This is a genomic window from Amycolatopsis nalaikhensis (assembly GCF_030264295.1).
GTDB lineage: Bacteria > Actinomycetota > Actinomycetes > Mycobacteriales > Pseudonocardiaceae > Amycolatopsis > Amycolatopsis nalaikhensis.
On record NZ_CP127173.1, the window covers coordinates 111,802 to 130,916 of the forward strand.

20 protein-coding genes are annotated in these 19,115 nt (G+C 73.4%); 10 read left to right on the forward strand and 10 right to left on the reverse strand.

Going from position 1 to position 19,115, the window contains the following annotated elements; all coding sequences use genetic code 11:
* Positions 1-263: 263 nt before the first annotated feature.
* Positions 264-1,709: a MocR-like pyridoxine biosynthesis transcription factor PdxR gene (gene pdxR / locus QP939_RS00555; RefSeq protein ID WP_285454462.1), complete on the reverse strand. Its 1,446-nt coding sequence runs from the start codon at positions 1,707-1,709 to the stop codon at positions 264-266.
* Between the two features lie 28 nt (positions 1,710-1,737).
* Here pdxR and QP939_RS00560 point away from each other — a divergent pair, with 28 nt between their 5' ends.
* A complete protein-coding gene (locus QP939_RS00560) occupies positions 1,738-2,535 on the forward strand; it encodes an L-histidine N(alpha)-methyltransferase (RefSeq protein WP_285454463.1) in 798 nt (265 codons plus the stop codon).
* Positions 2,532-2,768: a hypothetical protein gene (locus QP939_RS00565; RefSeq protein ID WP_285454464.1), complete on the forward strand. Its 237-nt coding sequence runs from the start codon at positions 2,532-2,534 to the stop codon at positions 2,766-2,768. Before QP939_RS00560 ends, QP939_RS00565 begins: the two co-directional genes overlap by 4 nt.
* Here the strand turns inward: QP939_RS00565 and QP939_RS00570 are convergent.
* Both QP939_RS00570 and QP939_RS00575 read right to left on the reverse strand, forming a co-directional pair.
* Positions 2,693-5,932: a tetratricopeptide repeat protein gene (locus QP939_RS00570; RefSeq protein ID WP_285454465.1), complete on the reverse strand. Its 3,240-nt coding sequence runs from the start codon at positions 5,930-5,932 to the stop codon at positions 2,693-2,695. The two genes, QP939_RS00565 and QP939_RS00570, sit on opposite strands and share 76 nt — an antisense overlap.
* A gap of 234 nt (positions 5,933-6,166) precedes the next feature.
* The gene (locus QP939_RS00575; RefSeq protein WP_285454466.1) at positions 6,167-6,895 is read right to left on the reverse strand and encodes an alpha/beta fold hydrolase; all 729 of its coding nucleotides are present in this window, start codon (positions 6,893-6,895) and stop codon (positions 6,167-6,169) included.
* Between the two features lie 46 nt (positions 6,896-6,941).
* On the opposite strand from QP939_RS00575, the gene QP939_RS00580 reads away from it, so the two are divergent.
* The 3 genes from QP939_RS00580 to QP939_RS00590 all read left to right on the forward strand — a co-directional run bounded on the left by QP939_RS00580 (position 6,942) and on the right by QP939_RS00590 (position 9,930).
* Positions 6,942-8,192, forward strand: a complete 1,251-nt coding sequence (locus QP939_RS00580; protein ID WP_285454468.1) for a cytochrome P450 — start codon at positions 6,942-6,944, stop codon at positions 8,190-8,192.
* Positions 8,192-9,091: a LysR family transcriptional regulator gene (locus QP939_RS00585; protein WP_285454470.1), complete on the forward strand. Its 900-nt coding sequence runs from the start codon at positions 8,192-8,194 to the stop codon at positions 9,089-9,091. Before QP939_RS00580 ends, QP939_RS00585 begins: the two co-directional genes overlap by 1 nt.
* A gap of 92 nt (positions 9,092-9,183) precedes the next feature.
* Positions 9,184-9,930: an SDR family NAD(P)-dependent oxidoreductase gene (locus QP939_RS00590; protein ID WP_285454471.1), complete on the forward strand. Its 747-nt coding sequence runs from the start codon at positions 9,184-9,186 to the stop codon at positions 9,928-9,930.
* 17 nt (positions 9,931-9,947) lie between these two features.
* On the opposite strand, the gene QP939_RS00595 is transcribed toward QP939_RS00590, so the two are convergent.
* Both QP939_RS00595 and QP939_RS00600 read right to left on the reverse strand, forming a co-directional pair.
* Positions 9,948-10,775, reverse strand: a complete 828-nt coding sequence (locus tag QP939_RS00595; RefSeq protein ID WP_285454473.1) for a carbon-nitrogen hydrolase family protein — start codon at positions 10,773-10,775, stop codon at positions 9,948-9,950.
* Positions 10,757-11,536, reverse strand: a complete 780-nt coding sequence (locus QP939_RS00600; RefSeq protein WP_285454474.1) for a DUF1295 domain-containing protein — start codon at positions 11,534-11,536, stop codon at positions 10,757-10,759. The genes QP939_RS00595 and QP939_RS00600 overlap by 19 nt, the downstream gene beginning before the upstream one ends.
* 30 nt (positions 11,537-11,566) lie before the next feature.
* Between QP939_RS00600 and QP939_RS00605 the strand changes: the two genes are divergently transcribed.
* Entirely contained in the window at positions 11,567-12,058 is a 492-nt protein-coding gene (locus tag QP939_RS00605; RefSeq protein ID WP_285454475.1) for an EXPERA domain-containing protein, read from the forward strand.
* 26 nt (positions 12,059-12,084) lie between these two features.
* Positions 12,085-13,296, forward strand: coding sequence for a threonine synthase (locus QP939_RS00610; protein ID WP_285454476.1), 1,212 nt, complete (start codon positions 12,085-12,087; stop codon positions 13,294-13,296).
* On the opposite strand, the gene QP939_RS00615 is transcribed toward QP939_RS00610, so the two are convergent.
* Positions 13,293-13,646 (reverse strand): arsenate reductase family protein, encoded by a 354-nt coding sequence (locus QP939_RS00615; protein ID WP_285454477.1) that lies wholly within the window; start codon positions 13,644-13,646, stop codon positions 13,293-13,295. The two genes, QP939_RS00610 and QP939_RS00615, sit on opposite strands and share 4 nt — an antisense overlap.
* 54 nt (positions 13,647-13,700) lie before the next feature.
* Here QP939_RS00615 and QP939_RS00620 point away from each other — a divergent pair, with 54 nt between their 5' ends.
* Positions 13,701-14,294 (forward strand): TetR/AcrR family transcriptional regulator, encoded by a 594-nt coding sequence (locus QP939_RS00620; protein WP_285454478.1) that lies wholly within the window; start codon positions 13,701-13,703, stop codon positions 14,292-14,294.
* Complete coding sequence (locus QP939_RS00625) at positions 14,291-14,905, forward strand: enoyl-CoA hydratase/isomerase family protein (RefSeq protein ID WP_285454479.1); 615 nt, start codon at positions 14,291-14,293, stop codon at positions 14,903-14,905. Before QP939_RS00620 ends, QP939_RS00625 begins: the two co-directional genes overlap by 4 nt.
* 51 nt (positions 14,906-14,956) lie before the next feature.
* On the opposite strand, the gene QP939_RS00630 is transcribed toward QP939_RS00625, so the two are convergent.
* The 4 genes from QP939_RS00630 to QP939_RS00645 all read right to left on the reverse strand — a co-directional run bounded on the left by QP939_RS00630 (position 14,957) and on the right by QP939_RS00645 (position 17,878).
* Positions 14,957-16,198, reverse strand: coding sequence for an RNA polymerase sigma factor (locus tag QP939_RS00630; protein WP_434219625.1), 1,242 nt, complete (start codon positions 16,196-16,198; stop codon positions 14,957-14,959).
* A 5-nt stretch (positions 16,199-16,203) separates the two neighbouring features.
* Positions 16,204-16,554: a YciI family protein gene (locus QP939_RS00635; protein ID WP_285454480.1), complete on the reverse strand. Its 351-nt coding sequence runs from the start codon at positions 16,552-16,554 to the stop codon at positions 16,204-16,206.
* A gap of 80 nt (positions 16,555-16,634) precedes the next feature.
* Positions 16,635-17,459 (reverse strand): NAD(P)H-binding protein, encoded by an 825-nt coding sequence (locus QP939_RS00640; protein WP_285454481.1) that lies wholly within the window; start codon positions 17,457-17,459, stop codon positions 16,635-16,637.
* A gap of 50 nt (positions 17,460-17,509) precedes the next feature.
* Complete coding sequence (locus tag QP939_RS00645) at positions 17,510-17,878, reverse strand: YciI family protein (protein ID WP_285454482.1); 369 nt, start codon at positions 17,876-17,878, stop codon at positions 17,510-17,512.
* 161 nt (positions 17,879-18,039) lie between these two features.
* Between QP939_RS00645 and QP939_RS00650 the strand changes: the two genes are divergently transcribed.
* The gene (locus tag QP939_RS00650; RefSeq protein WP_285454483.1) at positions 18,040-19,113 is read left to right on the forward strand and encodes a WD40/YVTN/BNR-like repeat-containing protein; all 1,074 of its coding nucleotides are present in this window, start codon (positions 18,040-18,042) and stop codon (positions 19,111-19,113) included.
* Positions 19,114-19,115 lie beyond the last annotated feature (2 nt).

Below are 19,115 nucleotides of genomic sequence, written 5' to 3' on the forward strand. Positions count from 1 at the left end.
GCGGCGGTGGGCGGCGGCGAGGGCGGTGGCGGAGGTGGGCGGCGGGCTGTGGACAACTCGGCGCCGCGGGCCCGAAATTGTCGGTGCTCGCCGGTAACGTTGAAACCGGGGGTCCCCCTCACGGCCGCGGGGGCTGCCACAGGCGCCCGGGCGCGAGGATGGCGCACGTGAGAGCGCTGGAAGCGGGGACGAACCAGTGCCGCCAGCCGGGCCGCGGGAACGCCGGGCGCAGAGCGCGGGGCGCAAGAAGCCCGGCCCGCGGGTCACCTCAGCAGCCGCCCGAGCAGCTCGACCCCCTCCGCGATCTCCGACGCCGTCCGCGCCGCATACCCGAGCACCAGCCCTGGCCGCCCCGGCAGCTGCCGGTGCCACGACAACGGCTGCACCTTCACCCCCTCGGCCAGCGCGGCCGCCGCCAGGGCGACGTCGTCCACCTCCGCCTCGAACGTGATCGTCAGGTGCAACCCCGCCGCCGCCCCGTGGACGCGCGCTGATGGCACCGAAAGAGACAACGCCCGGACCATCGCGTCACGACGGCGACGGTGCCGTGCCCGGACCACCCGCAGCTGCTTCTCCAGCTCCCCCGTCTCCATCAACCGGGCCAGCACCAGCTGGGCCAGCACCGCATTTCCCAGGTCCGCGAACCGCTTAGCCGCCACGAGATCGGCGAAGAACCGCGGCGGCGCCAGCAGCCAGCCCACCCGCAACGCCGGGGCCAGCAGCTTCGAAACGCTTCCCGTGTAACAGACTTCCGGCAGCATCGACCGCACCGCCGGCACCGGCGCCCGGTCGTAGCGGTGCTCCGCGTCGTAGTCGTCCTCGACGATCACCCCGCCGTCGGCCGCCCAGCTCATCAGCTCGCGACGGCGCTCGCCGCCCAGGACCACTCCCATCGGGAACTGGTGGGCCGGGGTCAGCAACACCGCCGGGGACCGCAGCGACGCCACCCGCAGCCCCTCCTCGTCCACCGGGACCGGCGGCGTCGCCAGCCCGCAGTGGTGCAGGTGCTGGCGGGCGCCCAGGGAACTCGGGTCCTCCACCGCGATCTCGGTCACTCCGTGGTGCCGCAGCACCTCGCCCACCAGCGTCAACGCCTGCGCGACCCCCGCCACCACGATGATCTCGCCGGGATCGACGCGGATGCCGCGGTTGCGCGCCAGCCAGCGCGACACCGCGAGCCGCATCGCCGGGGCTCCTCGGGGGTCGCCGTAGCCGAAGTGCGACGGCTCCAGCTCCTCCAGCACCGCCCGCTCGGCCCGCAGCCACGCCGCGCGCGGGAACGCCGTCAGGTCCGGCACCCCCGGCGTGAGGTCGATCCGGGCCGGGGTCGCGCGGATCTCGTCGAACACCGCGAGACCGGGCGACGGCGTGATCACCTTCCCGGGCGCGCGGACCGGCGCCGGGGACGGCGGCAGCACCGGCGCCGCGACCACCACCGTGCCCGCGCGGCCGCGGCCCGCCGCGTGGCCGTCGTCGATCAGCCGCTGGTAGGCCTCCGTCACCACGCCCCGCGACACCCGCAGCTCGGCCGCCAGCACCCGGGACGCGGGCAACCTGCCGCCCACCGGGAGCCTGCCGTCCGCGATCGCCGCGCGCAGCTGGCCCGCGAGCCAGTCCGCGAGCCCGCCCGGTGGTGCCTCGCGGACGTCGAGCTGGAGGAAGTCCGAGCCTATGGACCCCTCGGCGGACGACGTTTTGGCTCTGTCCATCGAGCCATTGTGGCAGCACGCTGGACGCATGGACACCACTTACGTACACGGCTACACCGCCCCCGAAGCCCGCCGCCTGGGCGACCAGGCCGACACGCTCGCCGAGCTGCTGCACGCCGGGACGGCCTACCCCGCCGGCAGCCGGGTGCTCGAGGTCGGCTGCGGCGTCGGCGCCCAGACCGTCCACCTCGCCGCCCGCAGCCCGGACGCGCACCTCACCGCGGTCGACGTCTCCGAAGAGTCACTGGCCGAAGCGAGACGGAGAGTCCCGGGCGTCGACTTCCGGCAAGCCGACCTGTTCGACCTCGACGGCGAGTACGACCACCTCTTCGTCTGCTTCGTGCTCGAACACCTGCCGGCCCCGGAGAAAGCCTTGGCCCACCTGAAAACCCTGCTGCGCCCGGGCGGCACGATCACCGTCATCGAGGGCGACCACGGCTCGGCGTTCTTCCACCCGCGCAGCGAGCACGCCCAGGCCGCGATCGATTGCCTCGTCCGCCTCCAGGCCGAGGCGGGCGGCGACGGGCTCATCGGGCGCCGCCTCTACCCATTGCTCGACCAAGCAGGGTTCGGCGACGTCGTCGTGGCGCCGCGGACCGTCTACGCCGACGCGTCCCGGCCCGATCTGGTCACCGGGTTCACCCGCGACACCTTCACCGCGATGGTCGAAGGCGTCGGCGAAACCGCCGTCGCACGGGGACTCGCCGACGCCGGCGATTGGGCGCGCGGGATCCGCGATCTCCACCGCACGACCAGGGAATACGGGACATTCCACTACACGTTCTTCAAAGGGACAGCACAGCGCATTCCGGGAGGAGCGTCATGATCATCGCCGTTCTCGCCGCCGTCGTTCTCCTCGCCTGGGCGCTCGACCACGCCTACCGCCGCCGCCCGTACCCGCGCAACCGGCTCGCCGGCAGCTCCGACGTCTTCGACCGCGACGCCCAGCGACTCGAAAGTGACCTCGTCGCCGACGAGCGCCACTACCCCGCGACGCGGTCCAGGGCCGCCAGGTGGTCCTTGACGCGGATCATGCCGGGCACACATTCCCCGGCGTAACAAGCCAGCGCGCGTTCCCAGTGCTCGCGCGCGGCCACCGGGTCGCCGAGTCCACAGTGGACTTCGCCGAGCCCGCAGTGGGCGCGGCCCTGCTCGGGACCGCAGCCCGTTTCCTTCGCCACCGCGAGGGCTTCGCGGTGGTAGTCGAGGGCTTCGGACGACGCTCCGCGGGCGGCCGACAGCGCACCGAGGCTGTTGAGCACGCGGGATTCGACGCCGCGGTCGCCGCATTCGCGGGCCAGGCCCAGTGCCTCTTCGAGGTGCTGGGCCGCTTCCGCGTGCCGCCCCTGCGCCACCCGGACGTCGCCCAAGTGCTTCAACGCGACTGCCCGGTTCGTGGGACTTCCGGTCTCCTGCGCGATTTCGAGGGCCCGCTCCAGGTGCGCCGCCGCCTCGGCGTCGCGGCCGCGCGCGTGCTCGACGTCGCCGAGGATGCCCAGCGCGTACCCTTCGCTGACGCGCACGCCCATGGCGCGGAAGTGCTCCAGCCCGGCGGCCAGTGACCGCGCGGCTTCGTCGTGGTGCCCCAGCGCCGATTGCGCGTCGCCGAGGTTCACCAGCGCGTAGCCCTCGCTGGTCCGGTCGGCGGTCTCGCGGGCCAGGGCGAGCGCCTCTTCGTGGTAGCCGACGGCTTCCCGGTACCGCCCGATGCCGCGGCACGAGCAGCCGAGCACCACCAGGACCAGGCCTTCGCTGGTGCGGTCGCCGTTCTTGCGGGCCAGCGAAAGGGCTTCCGCCGAATACTCGATCGCCTCGGTGAACCGGCCGAGGGCCCGGCAGACCAGGCCGAGCGTGTTGAGCACGTGGATCTCGGTCCGCCGGTCGCCCGTCTCGCGGACGAGGACGAGCGCTTCCTCCAGGTACCGCAACGCTTCCCGCGACCGGCCGACGCGCCAGTGCCCCAGCCCGATCAGCGTGAGCGGCTCGGCTTCGGCCGCGCGGTCGCCCGCGTCGTGGGCCAGCGCCGACGCGTGCGTGTGCAGCACCAGCGCTTCCTCGTGGTAGCCGCCGACGTCGAGGTAGTGCCAGAGGATCCCGGACAGCAGCCGCAGGTGGTCCGGCCAGCCGTGCCGCGTCGCGTGCGCGGCGACGGCCAGGAGGTTGCGGCGCTCGGCCTCCAGCCACGCCTGCGCGTCGATCACCTTGACCTCGGGGTCGGGCACCTGCGGGCGCAGGTGGCGTTCCTGCGGCAGGACGACGTCCATGGCCTGGGCGGCCGAGGTGACGTAGTAGTCGAACAGCCGCTCCCGCGCCGCGTGGCTCTCGGCAGGGTCAGCCGCGGCGAGCTCGGCGGCGTAGACGCGCAGCAGGTCGTGCAGCTGGACGCGGCTTTCGCCGGTCTCCTGGGCGAGGTGGGCGCGGACCAGCGTGCCGGTCAGCCGTTCGGCCTCCGGCAGCGGGACGGCGGCGAGCGCGGCGATGGCGGCGGGCGTCAGGTCGCGGCCCGGGTGCAGGCCGCAGAGCCGGAACACGCGGGCCGCGTCGGCCGCCAGGTGCCGGTAGGACCAGGAGAACACCGCGCGGACGGCGGTCAGAGGGTCGCCGCCGCCGTCGAGGAGGTCCAGGCGCCGCCGTTCGTCGGCGAGCTCGGCCGCGAGCGCGGCGAGCCGCTCCCCTTCGCGGCTCAGCGCCAGCTCCGCGACGAGCCGCAGGGCCAGCGGCAGCCGGGCCGAGTAGCCGATCAGCGCCGCGGTCGCCTCGGGTTCGTCGTCGACGCGGCGGCCGAGCAACGTCCGCAGCAGGTCGCGGGCTTCGCCGTCGGTGAGCAGGTCGACGAGCACCCGGCGGGCGCCGTGCCGGGCGACCAGCCCGGGGAGCGCGTCGCGGCTGGTCACCAGCACCAGGCACGACGACGAGCCGGGCAGCAGCGGCCGCACCTGCCCGGCCGAACCGGCGTTGTCCAAGAGCAGCAGCATCCGCCTGCCGGTGAGTGCGGTGCGGAACTTCGCGGCGCGTTCGTCCGGCTCGGCGGGGATGTCGGCGCCGTCGACGCCGAGGGCGCGCAGGAACCCCGACAGCGCGTCGCCCGGCTCGACCGGCCGGACGGTGCCGTAGCCGTGCAGGTCGAGGTACAGCTGGCCGTCCGGGAACTCGTCCAGCGACCGCTGGGCCCAGTGGACGGCGAGCGCGGTCTTGCCGACGCCGCCGGTGCCGGACAACACGGCGATGCGCGCGCCGGGGTCGTCCCGGCGCAGGAGTGCGTCCAGCTCGGCCAGCTGGGCGGTGCGGCCGCGGAACCCGGTGACGTCGGCGGGCAGCTGCGCGGGGACGCGGGCGGGCGGCTCCGGCGCGGCGAAGTCCTGCCTCAGCACCTGGCGCTGGGCCGCGCGCAGCTCGGGGCCGGGTTCGATGCCCAGCTCGTCGGCCAGCCGCCGCCGGACTTCGTCGTAGACGTCGAGCGCGGCGGCCTGCCGTCCGGACGCGGCCAGAACCAGCATGAGCCGGGCGTGCGCGGACTCGTTTAGCGGCTCCTCGGCGGTCAGCACCCGCAGCTGGACGGCCGCGTCCTCGGGATCGGCGAGCCCGGCGTAAGCCATCACGGCCTTGGCGCGCCGCATCGCGAGCGCGAGCCGCGCGGGGTGCTGGCGCAGGCGTCCGACGTCGGCGAGCGCCGGGCCGCGCCACAGCTCCAGGGCCTCCCGGTGGGCGTCCCGCGCGAGGAGCGCCTCGAAGCGCAGCAGGTCCAGCTCGTCCTCGCCCGCGGTCAGCCGGTAGCCGCCCTTGTCCGTGGCGATCAGGTCGGCCGGCCGCAGGGCCCGCCGCAGCCGCGCGACGTAGGTGTGCAGCAGCTCCAGGCACGACGGCGGCGGCTCGTCCCAGATGACGTCGACGAGGTCCTCGCGGCGCACGGTCCGGTTCGGCTGCAGGGCCAGCATCGCCAGCAGCAGCCGCTGCTTCTCCGCGCCGATCTCGACCGCCACGTCGCCGCGCCGCACCGTCAGCGGCCCCAGCACGCCGATCCGGACCGGCTCCGGCGGGGCTTCGGCAAGCGCTTCCCGCAGGCGGCGTTCGGTCTCCGGCCGCGGCCGCCGGACGCTGCCGAGCTCGGCGTTGCGCACCGCGCGCAGGCTCAGCCCGGCGCGCTCGGCGAGCTGGGCCTGCGTGAGGCCGGCGAGCACACGCCGTTCCCGCAGCCATCCGGCGAACGACCGGCCTTCGTCCACAGGCGTCCTCTCCCGCGTGCCGAACGTACCCCTCCAGCATCACGATCGTGCCGCTCCAGCTGTACCACCGATCGGCGAAGATGACCGTTTTCGCAGGTACCGAGGGTGACGACGGCGGAGTCCGCGAGTACAGGCGCTCGTCCACCCCGGCTTCTTAGGCTGTTGCGGGTCCGGTGGTGACGAGGGGTTCGAGGAGCAGCCGTCGCATGGGGTACGACGGCTGCGCCCGGACCTTCAGACGCCGAAGCGCTCCAGCAGCGCGCGGACGACGGCGGGGTTCTCGACGTGGGCGTTGTGCCCGAGGCCGTCGAGGGTGACCGCGTCCGGGTCGAGGGCGCGCAGTTGGTCCGGACGGCTCATCGGGTCGTCCTCGCCCGCGGCCAGCACGACCGGGCAGCGCGCCGTGGCGAGCAGCGCGGGCATGTCCGGCGCGCCGACGCCGAACGCGGCCGGGTCCATCGCGAGACGCCAACCTCCCTCGGTCTCGCGGAGCCCGGCCGGGTCGGCGGGCGCGATCCCGAGCAGCCCGGACACCTTCAGGTACGCCTGTTCGGCGTCCACCCGCGTCTCGAAGACGCGCGCCGGGCGGGCCGCGAACGTCGCCGCGCGGCCGAGGTCGTCCTGGCTCCACTCGACCTTCACCCCGACCGCCAGCACGCCCGCGACCTCGACGTCGTACTTCCCGGACGCCAGTTCCAGCGCCAGCACCCCGCCCAGCGAATGCCCGGCGACGACCACCGGCCCGCCGCCCGGAAGCGCACGGGCGACCGCCGCGGTGAGCGTCTCGAAGCTGTAGTGCGGCAGCGGCGCGGACAGGCCGTGGCCGGGCAGGTCGGGCACCAGCACGCGCCGCGGGAGCAGGGGCGCGAAGTGGGCCCACACGGCGCCGGTCGCGCCCAGGCCGTGCAGGAGGAGGACGGCCGGTTCGCCGTCGCCGCCCGTGCGCAGGTTCAGGGTGTCCATCCCGGCAGCCTCCCAAATTGTCGGTGGGCGCGGCTAGGGTCGGCTCGTGGCGATCACCGATCCGGACACCTACGTGCGCGGTGTCCCGTACGACGAGCTGGCGCGGCTGCGGGCCGCGTCGCCGGTGGTGCGCGTCGACGACTTCTGGGCCGTGCTGCGCCACGCCGACGTGCGGCGGGTGCTGCGCGACCCGGCGGGGTTCTCCTCGCAGCTCGGCGGGACGCAGATCCGCGACCCGGCGACCCCGGCCGACCTCGCCTACGTGCGCCGGATGATGCTCAACATGGACCCGCCCGAGCACGGCAGGCTGCGCGGGTTGCTCACGAAGGCGTTCACCCCGCGCGCGGTGGCGAAGCTGAGTTCGCGGATCGAGAGCTGGGCCCGGGAACTCGTCGCCGCGGTGGCGGACGACGGCGAGTGCGACTTCGCGAAGGTCGCGGCCGACCTGCCGCTGCTGACGCTGGCCGGGGTGTTCGGCGTGCCGGAGGAGGACCGGCGGCTGATGTACGACTGGAGCAACCGCGTGATCGGCTACCAGGACGCCGAGTACGCGGTCAGCTCGACCGTCGACCCGGCGTCGGTGACGGAGCTGGCGCGGGCCGCGCTCGCCGTCCGCCCCGCCCCGCGCCCGGACGGCTCGATGCCGGATCCGCGCACCCGCGCCGGGATGCCGGATCTCTACGCGTACGCGAACGCCCTCGGCGAGTACAAGCGCGAGCACCCGGGCGACGACGTGATGAGCAACCTGATGCGCCACGGCGACCGCGTCTCGCTGGCCGAGTTCGAGAACCTCTTCTGGCTGTTTTCCGTGGCGGGCAACGAAACCCTGCGCAACGGCCTGCCCGGCGGGATGCTCGCGCTGCTCTCGCACCCCGCGCAGTACCGGCGGCTGCTGGCCGACCGGTCGCTGCTGCCGTCGGCGGTCGAAGAAATGCTCCGGTGGTGGACTCCGGTCATGCACTTCAGGCGTACCGCGGTTTCCGACGTCCGGCTGTCCGATGTGGACATCCGCGCCGGGGACAAGGTGGTGGTCTGGTTCTCCTCGGCCAACCGCGACCCCGACGTGTTCCCCGACCCGGACACCTTCGACATCGGCCGGACGCCGAACGACCACCTGACCTTCGGCCACGGCCCGCACTTCTGCCTCGGCGCGCAGCTGGCGCGGGTGCAGCTGCGGGCGATGTTCACCGCGGTGCTCGACCTGCTCGGCGAGGTGACGCTCGCCGGGGAGCCGGTGCGGCTGCGGTCCAACTTCCAGAACGGCCTCAAGTCGCTGCCGATCCGGTGGTCGCGCTGATGGAGATCCGGGAGATGCGGGCGTTCGTCGCGGTCGTCGAGGCGGGCACGATGTCGAAGGCGGCGCGGCGGCTGCACGTGAGCCAGCCCGCGCTGTCCCAGACGATCACCGCGCTCGAACGGCGGCTCGGCGTCCGGCTGCTGGTGCGCACCAGCACGGGCGTCCGGACGACCGACGCGGGCGCGACGCTGCTGACCGAAGCGCGCGCGGTGCTGGCCCGGCACGACCAGCTGCTCGCCGCGCTGGCCAAGCACACGAACACCGGCGTGCTGCGCGTCGGCGTCCCCCTCGAACTGCCGCCGGAGCTGCTGCCGTCCGCGCTCGCGCGGCTCGCAGAGGCCTTCCCCGACACGCGGGTGCAGGCCCGGCACCTTTCGTCGGTGGCCCAGGTGACCGCGCTCCGGGCGGACGAGCTCGACGTCGGGCTGGTCCGGGAACGCCCGACGGGGCCCGACCTCGACGCGGCGCTCGTCGTCGAGGAGGACGTCGGCGTCCTGCTGGCCACCGAGGTCGCCGAGCGGCTGGGCTCGCCGGTCCGGCTGGAGGACCTGGCCGGGCTGGACTGGTTCGCCTTCCCCCGGGCGGGCAGCCCGGCCTGGTACGACGAGCTGGCGGCGGTCCTGCGCGGCCACGGCCTCGACGTCGGGCCCGAGGTCCCGGAGGAGCAGCGGCTGATCGTCGAGCTGAAGATCCCGGCGGTCAGCGCGGGCACGGCGTACGCGTTCGCCCCGCCGGAGTGGCCGTACCCGCTGCCGGACACGGTGCGGTGGGTACCGCTGGCGGGAACCCCGATCATCCGGCGGACGTGGGCCGTGTGGCCGGCGACGTCGCACCGGCGTGACGTCGCGGAGTTCGTCGCGGCGCTGGAAGACCATCAGCGGCACCGATCGCGGGCATAAGGAGCACCGAACGCGCGGCCGGAAGCCCGGGCGGGCGCTCGCGCTTGCACCCTTAGACCGGGGAGGCACCCCGGGTAACGAGGAGCAGAGCGATGAGTGCAGAACTGTCCGGGCGGACGGCCCTGGTGACCGGCGGCACGAGCGGGATCGGCCGCGCGACGGCGGTCGCGCTGGCCGGGCTCGGCGCCCACGTGGTGCTGTCCGGCCGCGACACCGCGCGCGGCGCCGAGGTCGTCGCACGGATCCGCGAGGCGGGCGGCAAGGCCGACTTCGTGGCGGCCGACCTGAAGGACGCGGCGTCGGCGCGGGTGCTGGCGGCCCGGGCCCGCGAAGTGGGCGGGCCGATCGACGTGCTGGTGAACAACGCCGGCATCTTCCCGACCGGGCCGACCGACGGCTTTTCCGAGGCGGACTTCGACGCGGTCTACACGACCAACGTGAAGGTGCCGTTCTTCCTGGTGGCCGAGCTGGCCCCGGAGATGGCCGGACGCGGGCACGGCGCGATCGTCAACGTGTCGACGATGGTGGCGACGCGCGGCATGGCGGGCATGGCCCTGTACGGCTCGTCGAAGGCGGCGGTGGAGCTGCTGACGAAGGCGTGGGCGGCGGAGTACGGCCCGTCGGGAGTGAGGGTGAACGCGGTGAGCCCGGGCCCGACGCGCACGGAGGGCACGGCGGCCTTCGGCGACGGCCTGGACCAGCTGGCGGCGGCGGGCCCGGCGGGCCGGGTGGCGTCCCCAGAGGAGATCGCGGCGACGATCGCCTTCCTGGCGGCGGGCGACGCGAGCTTCGTCCACGGCGCGGTGCTGCCGGTGGACGGCGGCCGGCTGGCGGTCTGAGCCCGTTCGGGACGGCGTCACCGCAGGAAGGTGACGCCGTCCCGGGGCCGCTCGTCCACCGTCAGCGAGAAGACGTCCGGCCGCGCGTAGTGGCCCGACACGTCGAGGCTGTGCCGCGCCGCCACGACGTCGTCGAGGTCGATCTCCGCCGTGATCAACCCCTCCGCGTCCCGCAGCGGCCCCGCCAGCACCTCCCCCAGTGGCCCGACGATCACGCTCCCGCCCCGGAACGGGTCGTCCCCCGACGTCTCGTAAGGGCAAGCCGAGATCACGAAACACCGGCCCTCGTCGGCGATGTGGCGCATCGATGCCTGCCAGACCTCGCGGTCGTCCGCCGTCGGGGCGCACCAGATCTCCACGCCCTTCGCGTACATCGCCGCGCGGAACAGCGGCATGTGGTTCTCCCAGCAGATCGCCGCGCCCGCGAGGCCCGCCGCCGTCGGGACCGCCGGGAGCGTCGACCCGTCGCCGCGGCCCCAGACCAGGCGCTCGCGGGCCGTCGGGACCAGCTTGCGGTGCTTGGCCACCAGGCCGAGGTGCGGGTCGAGGAACACCGCCGTGCTGTACAACGTCGAGCCGTCGCGCTCGATGACGCCCACCACCAGCGTCGCTCCCGTCCGGGCCGCCAGCTCCGCCAACGCGGCCGTCTCGGGACCCGGCACCGTCACCGACGCGCGGAAGTACTCGACGAACGGGCCGCCGCGGGGGTAGCCGCCGAGGACGGCTTCCGGCAGGACCACCAGGGACGCGCCGCGGATCTCGTCCTCGTACGCCAGGATCCGCTCGACCGGGAGACCCGTCCCGACCTGCAGGGCGGCGACGACCGTCATCCGCGGACCGGCCACGGGACCACCGCGGACGTCCGCCGCTGGTAGTCCGCGTACTCCGGGTACCGGGACTTGCTGATGCTCTCGGTGAACCGCGTCGAGCCGACGAACAGCAGCGTCAGCAGCACCGCGCCGAGCACTGTCCACTGCAGACCGCCCGCCACGACGCCGAACGCCGCCACCGCCCACCACTGGGCCTGCTCGAAGAAGAAGTTCGGGTGCCGCGAATACCGGAAGAGCCCGGTCTGCAGGAACCGCGTCGGCGCGCGGCCCGCGTGCTTCTCGCGGTGGAACTCCCACTGCTGCTGGTCGGCGACCGTCTCCCCGACCAGGAACGCGAGGAACAGCACCGCCACGACGACGTCCGCGACCCCGAACGACCCCTGGTGGTCCAACGCGGTCATCGCGGGCAGCGTGATCAGCAGCAGGATCGCGTTCTGGTACAGCGAGATGAAGAAGAAGTTGAACACCTGGAACTGCCACGGCTTCATCCGCTCGCGCAGCACCGCCCACCGGTAGTCCTCGCCGCCGCGGGCGTAGCCACCCTTCCGGGCGAAGTTGAACGTCAGCCGCGCGCCCCAGAGGAACACGAGCGCGAACATGACGTCGAGCCGGGCGTCGGCGAACCCGGCGAACGCGGCGAAAACGCCCACGTACCCCACCGGGACGATCGACCAGATCCGGTCCACCCAGGAGTATTCCCTGGTCAGCACGGAGACCAGCCAGGTGCCGAGCGTCACCCCGGCGAAGACGTACAGGCACACCCGCAGCGCGTCCATAGCGCCACAATAGGACCTAGGATCGGTGGTATGAACCTGCCGCTGCGGGAACGGAAGATCGACGTCTTCTTCGCGGTGCTGTTCTCGGCCTTCACGGTGACGTCCCTGATCAGCGATCTGCTGCCGACCGTCGGCGTCGACTTCTCGCGGCCGACCGGGAACTTCTTCGTCGACTCGAACTACTGGTACGCCCACGACGCCGACCCGCTGTTCATGCACCCGCCGGACTGGATGCGGATCGTCACCGGGCTCTCGGCGTTCGTCTACATGCCGTTCTACGTCGTGCTCGTCTTCGCGCTGCTCACCGGCCGCAACTGGATCCAGCTGCCGTCGGTGGTCTACGCGACGATGATCGTCACGCTGACCGGCGTCGTCGTGTTCGGCGTCGAGTTCTTCGGCGACCCGGCCACCCGCACCGGCAACCCGGCGAAGTTCCTCGCCTTCAACCTGCCCTACGTCCTGGTGCCGCTCCTGCTGCTGGTCCGGATGCGCAAGCCACTCCCCTTCACCCGCCGTTTCTGAACCCGCCGTTTCTGACCGGAGGCGCCGTGCCGTACTCGTTCCTCAGCCACCTCGACTGCTCCCGCACCGGCGAGCGCTTCGACGCCGACGTCGTCCAGGGCCTCTCGCCGTCGGGCGCGCCGCTGCTCGCCCGCTACGACCTCGACGGCGTCCGCGAAGCCGTGACGCCGAAGGAGATCGCCGGGCGAGAGCCGACGCTGTGGCGCTACCACGAGGTGCTGCCCGTGCGGTCGCCCGAGCACGCCGTCAGCCTCGGCGAGGGCATGACGCCGTTGCTGCGCCTGCCGCGCTACGGCCGTGAGCTGGGGTTGTCTCGGCTGTGGATGAAGGACGAAGGCCTGGTCCCGACCGGCACGTTCAAGGCGCGCGGCGCCGCGGTCGGCGTCTCGCGGGCGGCCGAGCTGGGCGTGCGCGGGATCGCGATGCCGACGAACGGCAACGCGGGCGCGGCGTGGGCCTTGTACGCCGCCCGCGCCGGGCTGACCAGCCTGATCGCGATGCCGGACGACGCGCCGTCGATCACCATGCGGGAGTGCGTCGCCGCGGGCGCCGAGCTGTACCGCGTGGACGGTCTGATCGGCGACGCGGGCAAGCTCGTCGCCGACGCCGTCGGGCGCCGCGAAGGCGTGCAGGACGTCTCGACGTTGAAAGAGCCCTACCGCATCGAGGGCAAGAAGACGATGGGGTACGAGATCGCCGAGCAGTTCGGCTGGCGGCTGCCGGACGTCATCCTCTACCCCACCGGCGGCGGCGTCGGGATCATCGGCATTCACAAGGCGCTGCTCGAAATGCGCGAGCTGGGCTGGATCACCGGCGACCTGCCGCGGCTCGTCGCCGTGCAGGCCACCGGGTGCGCGCCGATCGTGTCCGCGTTCGAGCGGGGCGCGCGGGAAAGCGAACCGTTCCCCGACGCGCGGACCGTCGCCTTCGGCATCACCGTGCCGAAGGCGCTGGGCGACTTCCTCGTGCTCGACGCCGTGTACGCGACCGGCGGCACCGCCGTCGCCGTCACCGACGAAGAGCTGCTCGCGGCGCAACGCGAACTCACCGAACGCGAAGGCACCTTCGTCTGTCCCGAGGGCGGAGCGTGCTTCGCCGCGTTGCGGCACCTTCGCGAGTCAGGCTGGCTTCAGGGCGACGAAGACGTCGTCGTGCTCAACACCGGCGCCGGGATCAAGTACCCGGAGACGGTGCCGCTCGACGTCCCGCTGCTCCCCCGGGACGGCCGCATTCCTTAAAGGACCGAGCGCACGGTTTCGGGGTCGCGGGCGACGACCGTCGTGCCGTCGTCGGCCGTGATGATCGGGCGCTGGATCAGCTTCGGGTGCGCGGCCAGTGCCTCGATCCACTTCGGCCGGTCGGCGGCGGTGCGGCCCCACGTCTTGAGACCGAGCTCCTTCGCGACCGGCTCCGCGGTACGCGTGATGTCCCACGGCTCGAGGCCGAGGCGCTCCAGCACGGCTTCGAGCTCCGCCGGCGTCGGCGGGTCCTCGAGGTAGCGGCGCACGGTGTACTCGGCACCGGCTTCGTCCAGCAATGACACGGCGGACCGGCACTTCGAGCACGCCGGGTTGACCCAGATCTCCACGGGCGGCAGCCTACCGCCTTGGTTTTGGAGCACGTGTTCTGTTACCGTCGCGGCATGCCCCGGCCCCGCGTCCACGACCTCGACGCGCTGCTCGACGTCGCCGAGCGGCTGGTCGCCTCCTCGGCGGACGTCACCGTGCGTGGCCTGGCCGCGGCCGCGGGGGTCCCGAACGGGACGATCTACCACGCGTTCGGGTCGCTGAACGCCTTGCTGGCGCGGGTCTGGCTGCGTGCGGCGACGGAGTTCCTCGACCTCCAGACGTCGCTCGTGGACCAAGCCGCGTCCCCGGTGGACGCCGTCGTCGCGGCGGCCGACACGCCCGCGGTGTTCGCCTCCCGGCGGCCCGACGGGGCGCGGATGCTGCTCAAGGTCCGCGGCGACCGGCTCTTCGGGCCCGACCTGCCCGACGAGCTGGCCGACGCCCTGCACGCGGTGGACAAACGCCTGGTCGCGCTGCTCGTGCGGCTCGCGCGGCTGCTATGGGACCGCGGCGACGGGCTGGCCGTCGAGGTGATCACGACGTGCGTCGTCGACCTGCCGACGGCGTTCTTCCGGCGCGACATCACCGATCCACTGGTGCGCGAACGCCTGGCCGCCGCGGTGCGGGCCGTGCTGACCGTGCCACCCCGAGAAAAGGACCGAACGTGACCGTTTTGCACCTGGGCGACGACGAAAACCGCTTCTCCCCGGAGTGGCTGCAGCGCGTCCATTCCACTTTGGACGAAGTGGACGACGTGCTGGTGACCACCGGCGGCGGGAGGTTCTATTCGAACGGCCTCGACCTCGAATGGCTGATGGCGCACGGGGATGAGGCGGCGAAGTACGTCGCGGACGTGCAGGAGCTGTTCGCGCGGGTGTTGACGCTGCCGGTGCCGACGGTCGCGGCGGTCAACGGCCACGCGTTCGGCGCGGGCGCGATGCTGGCGATGGCGCACGACTTCCGCGTGATGCGCGCCGACCGCGGCTACTTCTGCTTCCCGGAGGCGGACATCAACATCCCGTTCACGCCGGGGATGGCGGCGTTGATCCAGGGCAAGCTGACCCCGGCGGCAGCGATCGCGTCGATGACGACCGGACGGCGGTTCGGCGGCGCGGCAGCCTTGGAAACCGGTCTGGTGGACGAAATCGCGGCCGAATCGGAGCTGGTGAAGGTGGCTTCGGAGCGGGTGGGTGCGTTGGCGGGCAAGGACCGCGGCACGCTGGGCGCGATCAAGGCGACGATGTTCGCCCCGGCCGTCGCCGCTCTGCGCGCGGCGTAGGCCTCCGCCCCCCGGTTGCCAGTTTACCCGGGGGCACCGACAGTTCCGACGTCATGAAGGGCACTCGGCGAGGCGGCGGCGCAGGTGGGCGCGCTCGGGCTCGGTTCCGGCCAGGGACAGGGCTTCGCGGTACGCCTCCGCCGCCTCGACGTGACGGCCGAGGCGGGTCAGCAGATCGCCGCGCGCCGCCGGGAACGGGCTGTAGCCGCGCAGGCGGGGCTCGTCCGCGAGGGCGTCGAGGAGGGCCAGGCCCGCCGCCGGGCCGTCGCGCATCGCCACCGCCACCGCGCGGTTCAGCTCCACCACCGGGGACGGGGCCAGCCCGCGCAGGACGTCGTACAGCGCGACGATCTGCGGCCAGTCCGTGCTCGCCACGTCCGCGGCTTCGTCGTGCAAGGCCGCGATCGCCGCCTGGACCCCGTAGAACCCGGGTGGGCCGCCGGTCAGCGCGATCTCGACCAGCGCCGTGCCCTCGTCGACCATCGCGCGGTCCCAGCGGCCGCGGTCCTGGTCGTCGAGCAGGACGAGGTCACCGTCGGGGCCGGTGCGGGCGTCGCGGCGCGCGTGGACCAGCAGCATCAGCGCCAGCAGGCCCGCGACCTCCCGCTCCCCCGGCAGCAGCCGGCGCAGGATCCGGGCCAGCCGGATCGCCTCCTCCGCCAGGTCGAGGCGCTGCAGGTCCGGGCCGGAGCTGGCCGCGTACCCCTCGGTGAAGATCGAGTAGACGACCTGGAGCACGCCGGGCAGCCGCGCGGGCAGCTCGTCGGCGTCCGGGACGCGGAACGGGATGCGCAGCGTGCGGATCCGGTTCTTCGCCCGCACGATCCGCTTGCCCATCGTCGCGCTCGGCACGAGGAACGCGCGCGCCACCTCCGGCGTGGTCAGCCCGGCGAGGTAGCGCAACGTCAGCGCCGCGCGGTCCTCGGCGGGCAGCGCCGGGTGGGCGCAGGTGAAGAACAGCTGGAGCCGCTCGTCCGGCAGGTCGTCACCGGGCGACGGCGGCGGGGCGGGCGCGCGTTCGGCCTCGACCTGCAGCACCGCGAGCCGGGCCGCGTAGGCCTGGTCGCGCCGCAGCCGGTCGACGGCCTTGCGCCGCGCGGTGGTCATCAGCCAGGCGCCCGGCTTCGGCGGCACGCCTTCGGCGGGCCAGTGCACGAGCGCGGCCTCGATCGCCTCCGACGTCACCTCCTCGGCCAGGTCGAGGTCGCCGAACCGCCGCACGAGCGCGGCGAGCAGCAGCCCCCGCTCCTCCCGGAAGACGGCCTCGACCGACGCGGCCGCCCGCCCCGCCACGCCGCTCAGCCTTCGAAGTCGGCGAGCGGACGCACGACGATGGACCCACCGTCGTGCGAGCCGGGGCACCGCGCGGCCCAGTCGAGCGCGACGTCGAGATCGGGCACGTCGACGACGAAGTACCCGCCGAGCACCTCCCGCGTCTCGGCGAAGGGCCCATCGGTGACGACGCGCTCGCCGCGGTCGTCGACCCGGACGGTGGTGGCCGTGGTGAAGTCGGCGAGCGGGCTGCCGTAGACGTAGACGCCCGCCTCCTGGATCTCCTTGTAGAAGAGCTGCCAGCCTTCGGGCGTGCACCCGCCGGTGACCTCGCCGTCGGCGTCGAGGCTGGCGTTGATGAGCATCAGGTACTTCACGGGATCCTCCAGTGGCTCGGTTGCCGTACGAGATCACTACGAACGACGGCCGGTCCCTTGGACACACCCTCGCAGAATTTTCAGCGGAACGCGTCCGCGTGCGCCGACGCCCACTCGCGGAAGGTGCGGGCCGGGCGCCCGGTCACCTCGGGTACGTCCTGGTGCACCGTCGCCTCGTCCAATGTCCCGACCACGTAGAAGTCCCAGAACGCCTCGACGTACTCGCGTGGCATGCTCGCCTCCAGCTCGGCGCGCGTCTCCGCGTCCGACAGGCCCACGAACTCCAGCTCCCGCCCCAGCACCTCGCCCAGCACCGCGACCTGCTCGGCGGGCCGCAGCGCCACCGGCCCGGTCAGGTCGTACACCCGGCCCTCGTGCCCGCCCGCCAGCGCCCGCGCCGCCACCGCCGCGATGTCGGCCGGGTCGACGCACGCCACCACCACTTCCGGGAACTGCGCCCGGACCGTGTCCCCTTCGCGCAGTTGCGGCAGCCAGCGCAGCGCGTTCGACATGAACGCGCGCGGCCGCAGGAACGTCCAGTCCAGCCCGGACTCCCGGACCGCGCGCTCGGCCAGCGTCATGTACGCCGACACCGCGTTGTCCATGTCCGCCAACGCCGCCGAACCGCCGGACAGCAGCACGATCCGGCGGACGTCCGCCTCGCGCGCCCGCGCCAGCATGCCCGGCATGTCGTCGTACCCGGACAGCAGGAAGATCCCCTCGACGCCCTTGAGCGCGTCGCCGAGGCTGCCCGGGTCGTTGAGATCGCCCACCACCGCTTCGGCGCCGGGCGGGAGCGCGACGTCCGGGCGGCGCACCAGCGCCCGCACCGGTTCGCCCGCTCCCGCGAGTGCCGAAACCACTTCCGCGCCCACGTTGCCGGTGGCGCCCGTGACCAGGAACATCGTCGAACCCCCAGTTCGTCCCGGCCAGCGTAGCGCCACCGGCGCCCGCGTCAGCCCTGCTGCAGGTCCTCGAATTCGACGACCTGGCGCACCTCCACCTCGATCTCGAGATCGAACAGCTCGGCGTAGCGGCTGGCGAACTCGACGGCCTCCGCCCGGTCCGCCGCGTTGATCAGCGCGAACCCGCCGATGACCTCCTTGGCCTCGGCGAACGGGCCGTCGGTGACGCGGATCGCCGCGCCGCGCGGCTTGCGGACCAGCGCGCCCTTGTCCGTCTTGTGCACGCCCTCCGCCGTGATCAGGATGCCCTTCTCCGCCGACTCCTGGACGAACGCGCCCATCTTCTCGATGAACTCCGGGCTGGGGTTCCACGCCTGCGGGTCGCGCTCGTCGATCCGGTGCATCATGAGGAAACGCATGGTCTTGCTCCCTGGTTTTCTGGGCCGGGACCCGGTTCGCTCCGGGTGCGAGGACCGGCCTTCACCCCCGCGTCGAACGGCCGCGCGCGGCACTCGACATTTTTCCCCGACATTTTTCCGGCAGAGTAGTGTGACGCCCGTCACCCGAGGGAAGGGGCCCGATGTCCGTCCTGCTCGCGATCGGCACGCGCAAAGGTCTGTGGCTGGCGACCAGCACGAATGACCGGGCGAGCTGGGAGGTGACCGGCCCCCACCACCCGATGACCGAGGTGTACGCGATCGGCATCGACACGCGCCGCGCGACCCCGCGGCTGCTGGCCGGGGTCACCAGCGAGCACTACGGGCCGAGCGTCGCGACCAGCGACGACCTCGGCGCGACCTGGGCCGAACCCGACCACGCGCCGATCGCGTTCCCGGCGGACACCGGCGAGTCCCTCGTCCGGGCCTGGCAGCTGGTGCCGGGACCGGCGGACGAGCCGGACGTCGTCTACGCCGGCACCGAGCCGTCGGCGCTGTTCCGCTCCGACGACGGCGGCCGCACCTACGAGCTGGTCCGCGGCCTGTGGGACCACCCGCACCGCGAGCACTGGACGCCGGGCGGCGGCGGCAAGGCGATCCACACGGTGCTCCCGGACCCGGGCCGCGTCACGGTGGCGATGTCGACGGGCGGGGTCTACCGCACCGACGACGGCGGCGAGTCGTGGCGGGCGTGCAACACCGGCATCAAGGCGGTGCACGTGCCCGACCCGTACCCCGAGTACGGGCAGTGCGTGCACAAGGTCGCGCGGCACCCGAGCGCGCCGGACCGGCTGTTCGCGCAGGTGCACCACGGCGTGTACCGCAGCGACGACGGCGCGGCGACGTGGCAGTCCATCGCCGACGGGCTGCCCAGCGACTTCGGCTTCCCGATGGTCGTGCACCCGCACCGGCCCGAGACGATCTACACGTTCCCCCTGGTCGCGGACGCGATGCGGTTCCCGCCGGAGGGCCGGTGCCGGGTCTACCGCAGCGAGGACGCGGGCAAGTCGTGGGAGGCGCTCGGCACGGGCCTGCCGGACGGGTACTGGGCGGGGGTGATGCGCGACGCGATGTGCGCCGACGACGCCGACCCGGCCGGGGTGTACTTCGGCTCGCGCACGGGCGACGTCTACGCGAGCCGCGACGACGGCGACAGCTGGCGCCTGGTCGCCGCGCACCTGCCCGACGTGCTGTGCGTCCGCGCCGCGACGGTGTGACC

Bases quoted from the DNA above. Each gene is read 5' to 3' on its own strand.
- pdxR (WP_285454462.1), bottom strand. From the start codon at position 1,709: ATGGACAGAGCCAAAACGTCGTCCGCCGAGGGGTCCATAGGCTCGGAC.
- QP939_RS00560 (WP_285454463.1), top strand. From the start codon at position 1,738: ATGGACACCACTTACGTACACGGCTACACCGCCCCCGAAGCCCGCCGC.
- QP939_RS00565 (WP_285454464.1), top strand. From the start codon at position 2,532: ATGATCATCGCCGTTCTCGCCGCCGTCGTTCTCCTCGCCTGGGCGCTC.
- QP939_RS00575 (WP_285454466.1), bottom strand. From the start codon at position 6,895: ATGGACACCCTGAACCTGCGCACGGGCGGCGACGGCGAACCGGCCGTC.
- QP939_RS00585 (WP_285454470.1), top strand. From the start codon at position 8,192: ATGGAGATCCGGGAGATGCGGGCGTTCGTCGCGGTCGTCGAGGCGGGC.
- QP939_RS00590 (WP_285454471.1), top strand. From the start codon at position 9,184: ATGAGTGCAGAACTGTCCGGGCGGACGGCCCTGGTGACCGGCGGCACG.
- QP939_RS00600 (WP_285454474.1), bottom strand. From the start codon at position 11,536: ATGGACGCGCTGCGGGTGTGCCTGTACGTCTTCGCCGGGGTGACGCTC.
- QP939_RS00605 (WP_285454475.1), top strand. From the start codon at position 11,567: ATGAACCTGCCGCTGCGGGAACGGAAGATCGACGTCTTCTTCGCGGTG.
- QP939_RS00620 (WP_285454478.1), top strand. From the start codon at position 13,701: ATGCCCCGGCCCCGCGTCCACGACCTCGACGCGCTGCTCGACGTCGCC.
- QP939_RS00640 (WP_285454481.1), bottom strand. From the start codon at position 17,459: ATGTTCCTGGTCACGGGCGCCACCGGCAACGTGGGCGCGGAAGTGGTT.
- QP939_RS00645 (WP_285454482.1), bottom strand. From the start codon at position 17,878: ATGCGTTTCCTCATGATGCACCGGATCGACGAGCGCGACCCGCAGGCG.
- QP939_RS00650 (WP_285454483.1), top strand. From the start codon at position 18,040: ATGTCCGTCCTGCTCGCGATCGGCACGCGCAAAGGTCTGTGGCTGGCG.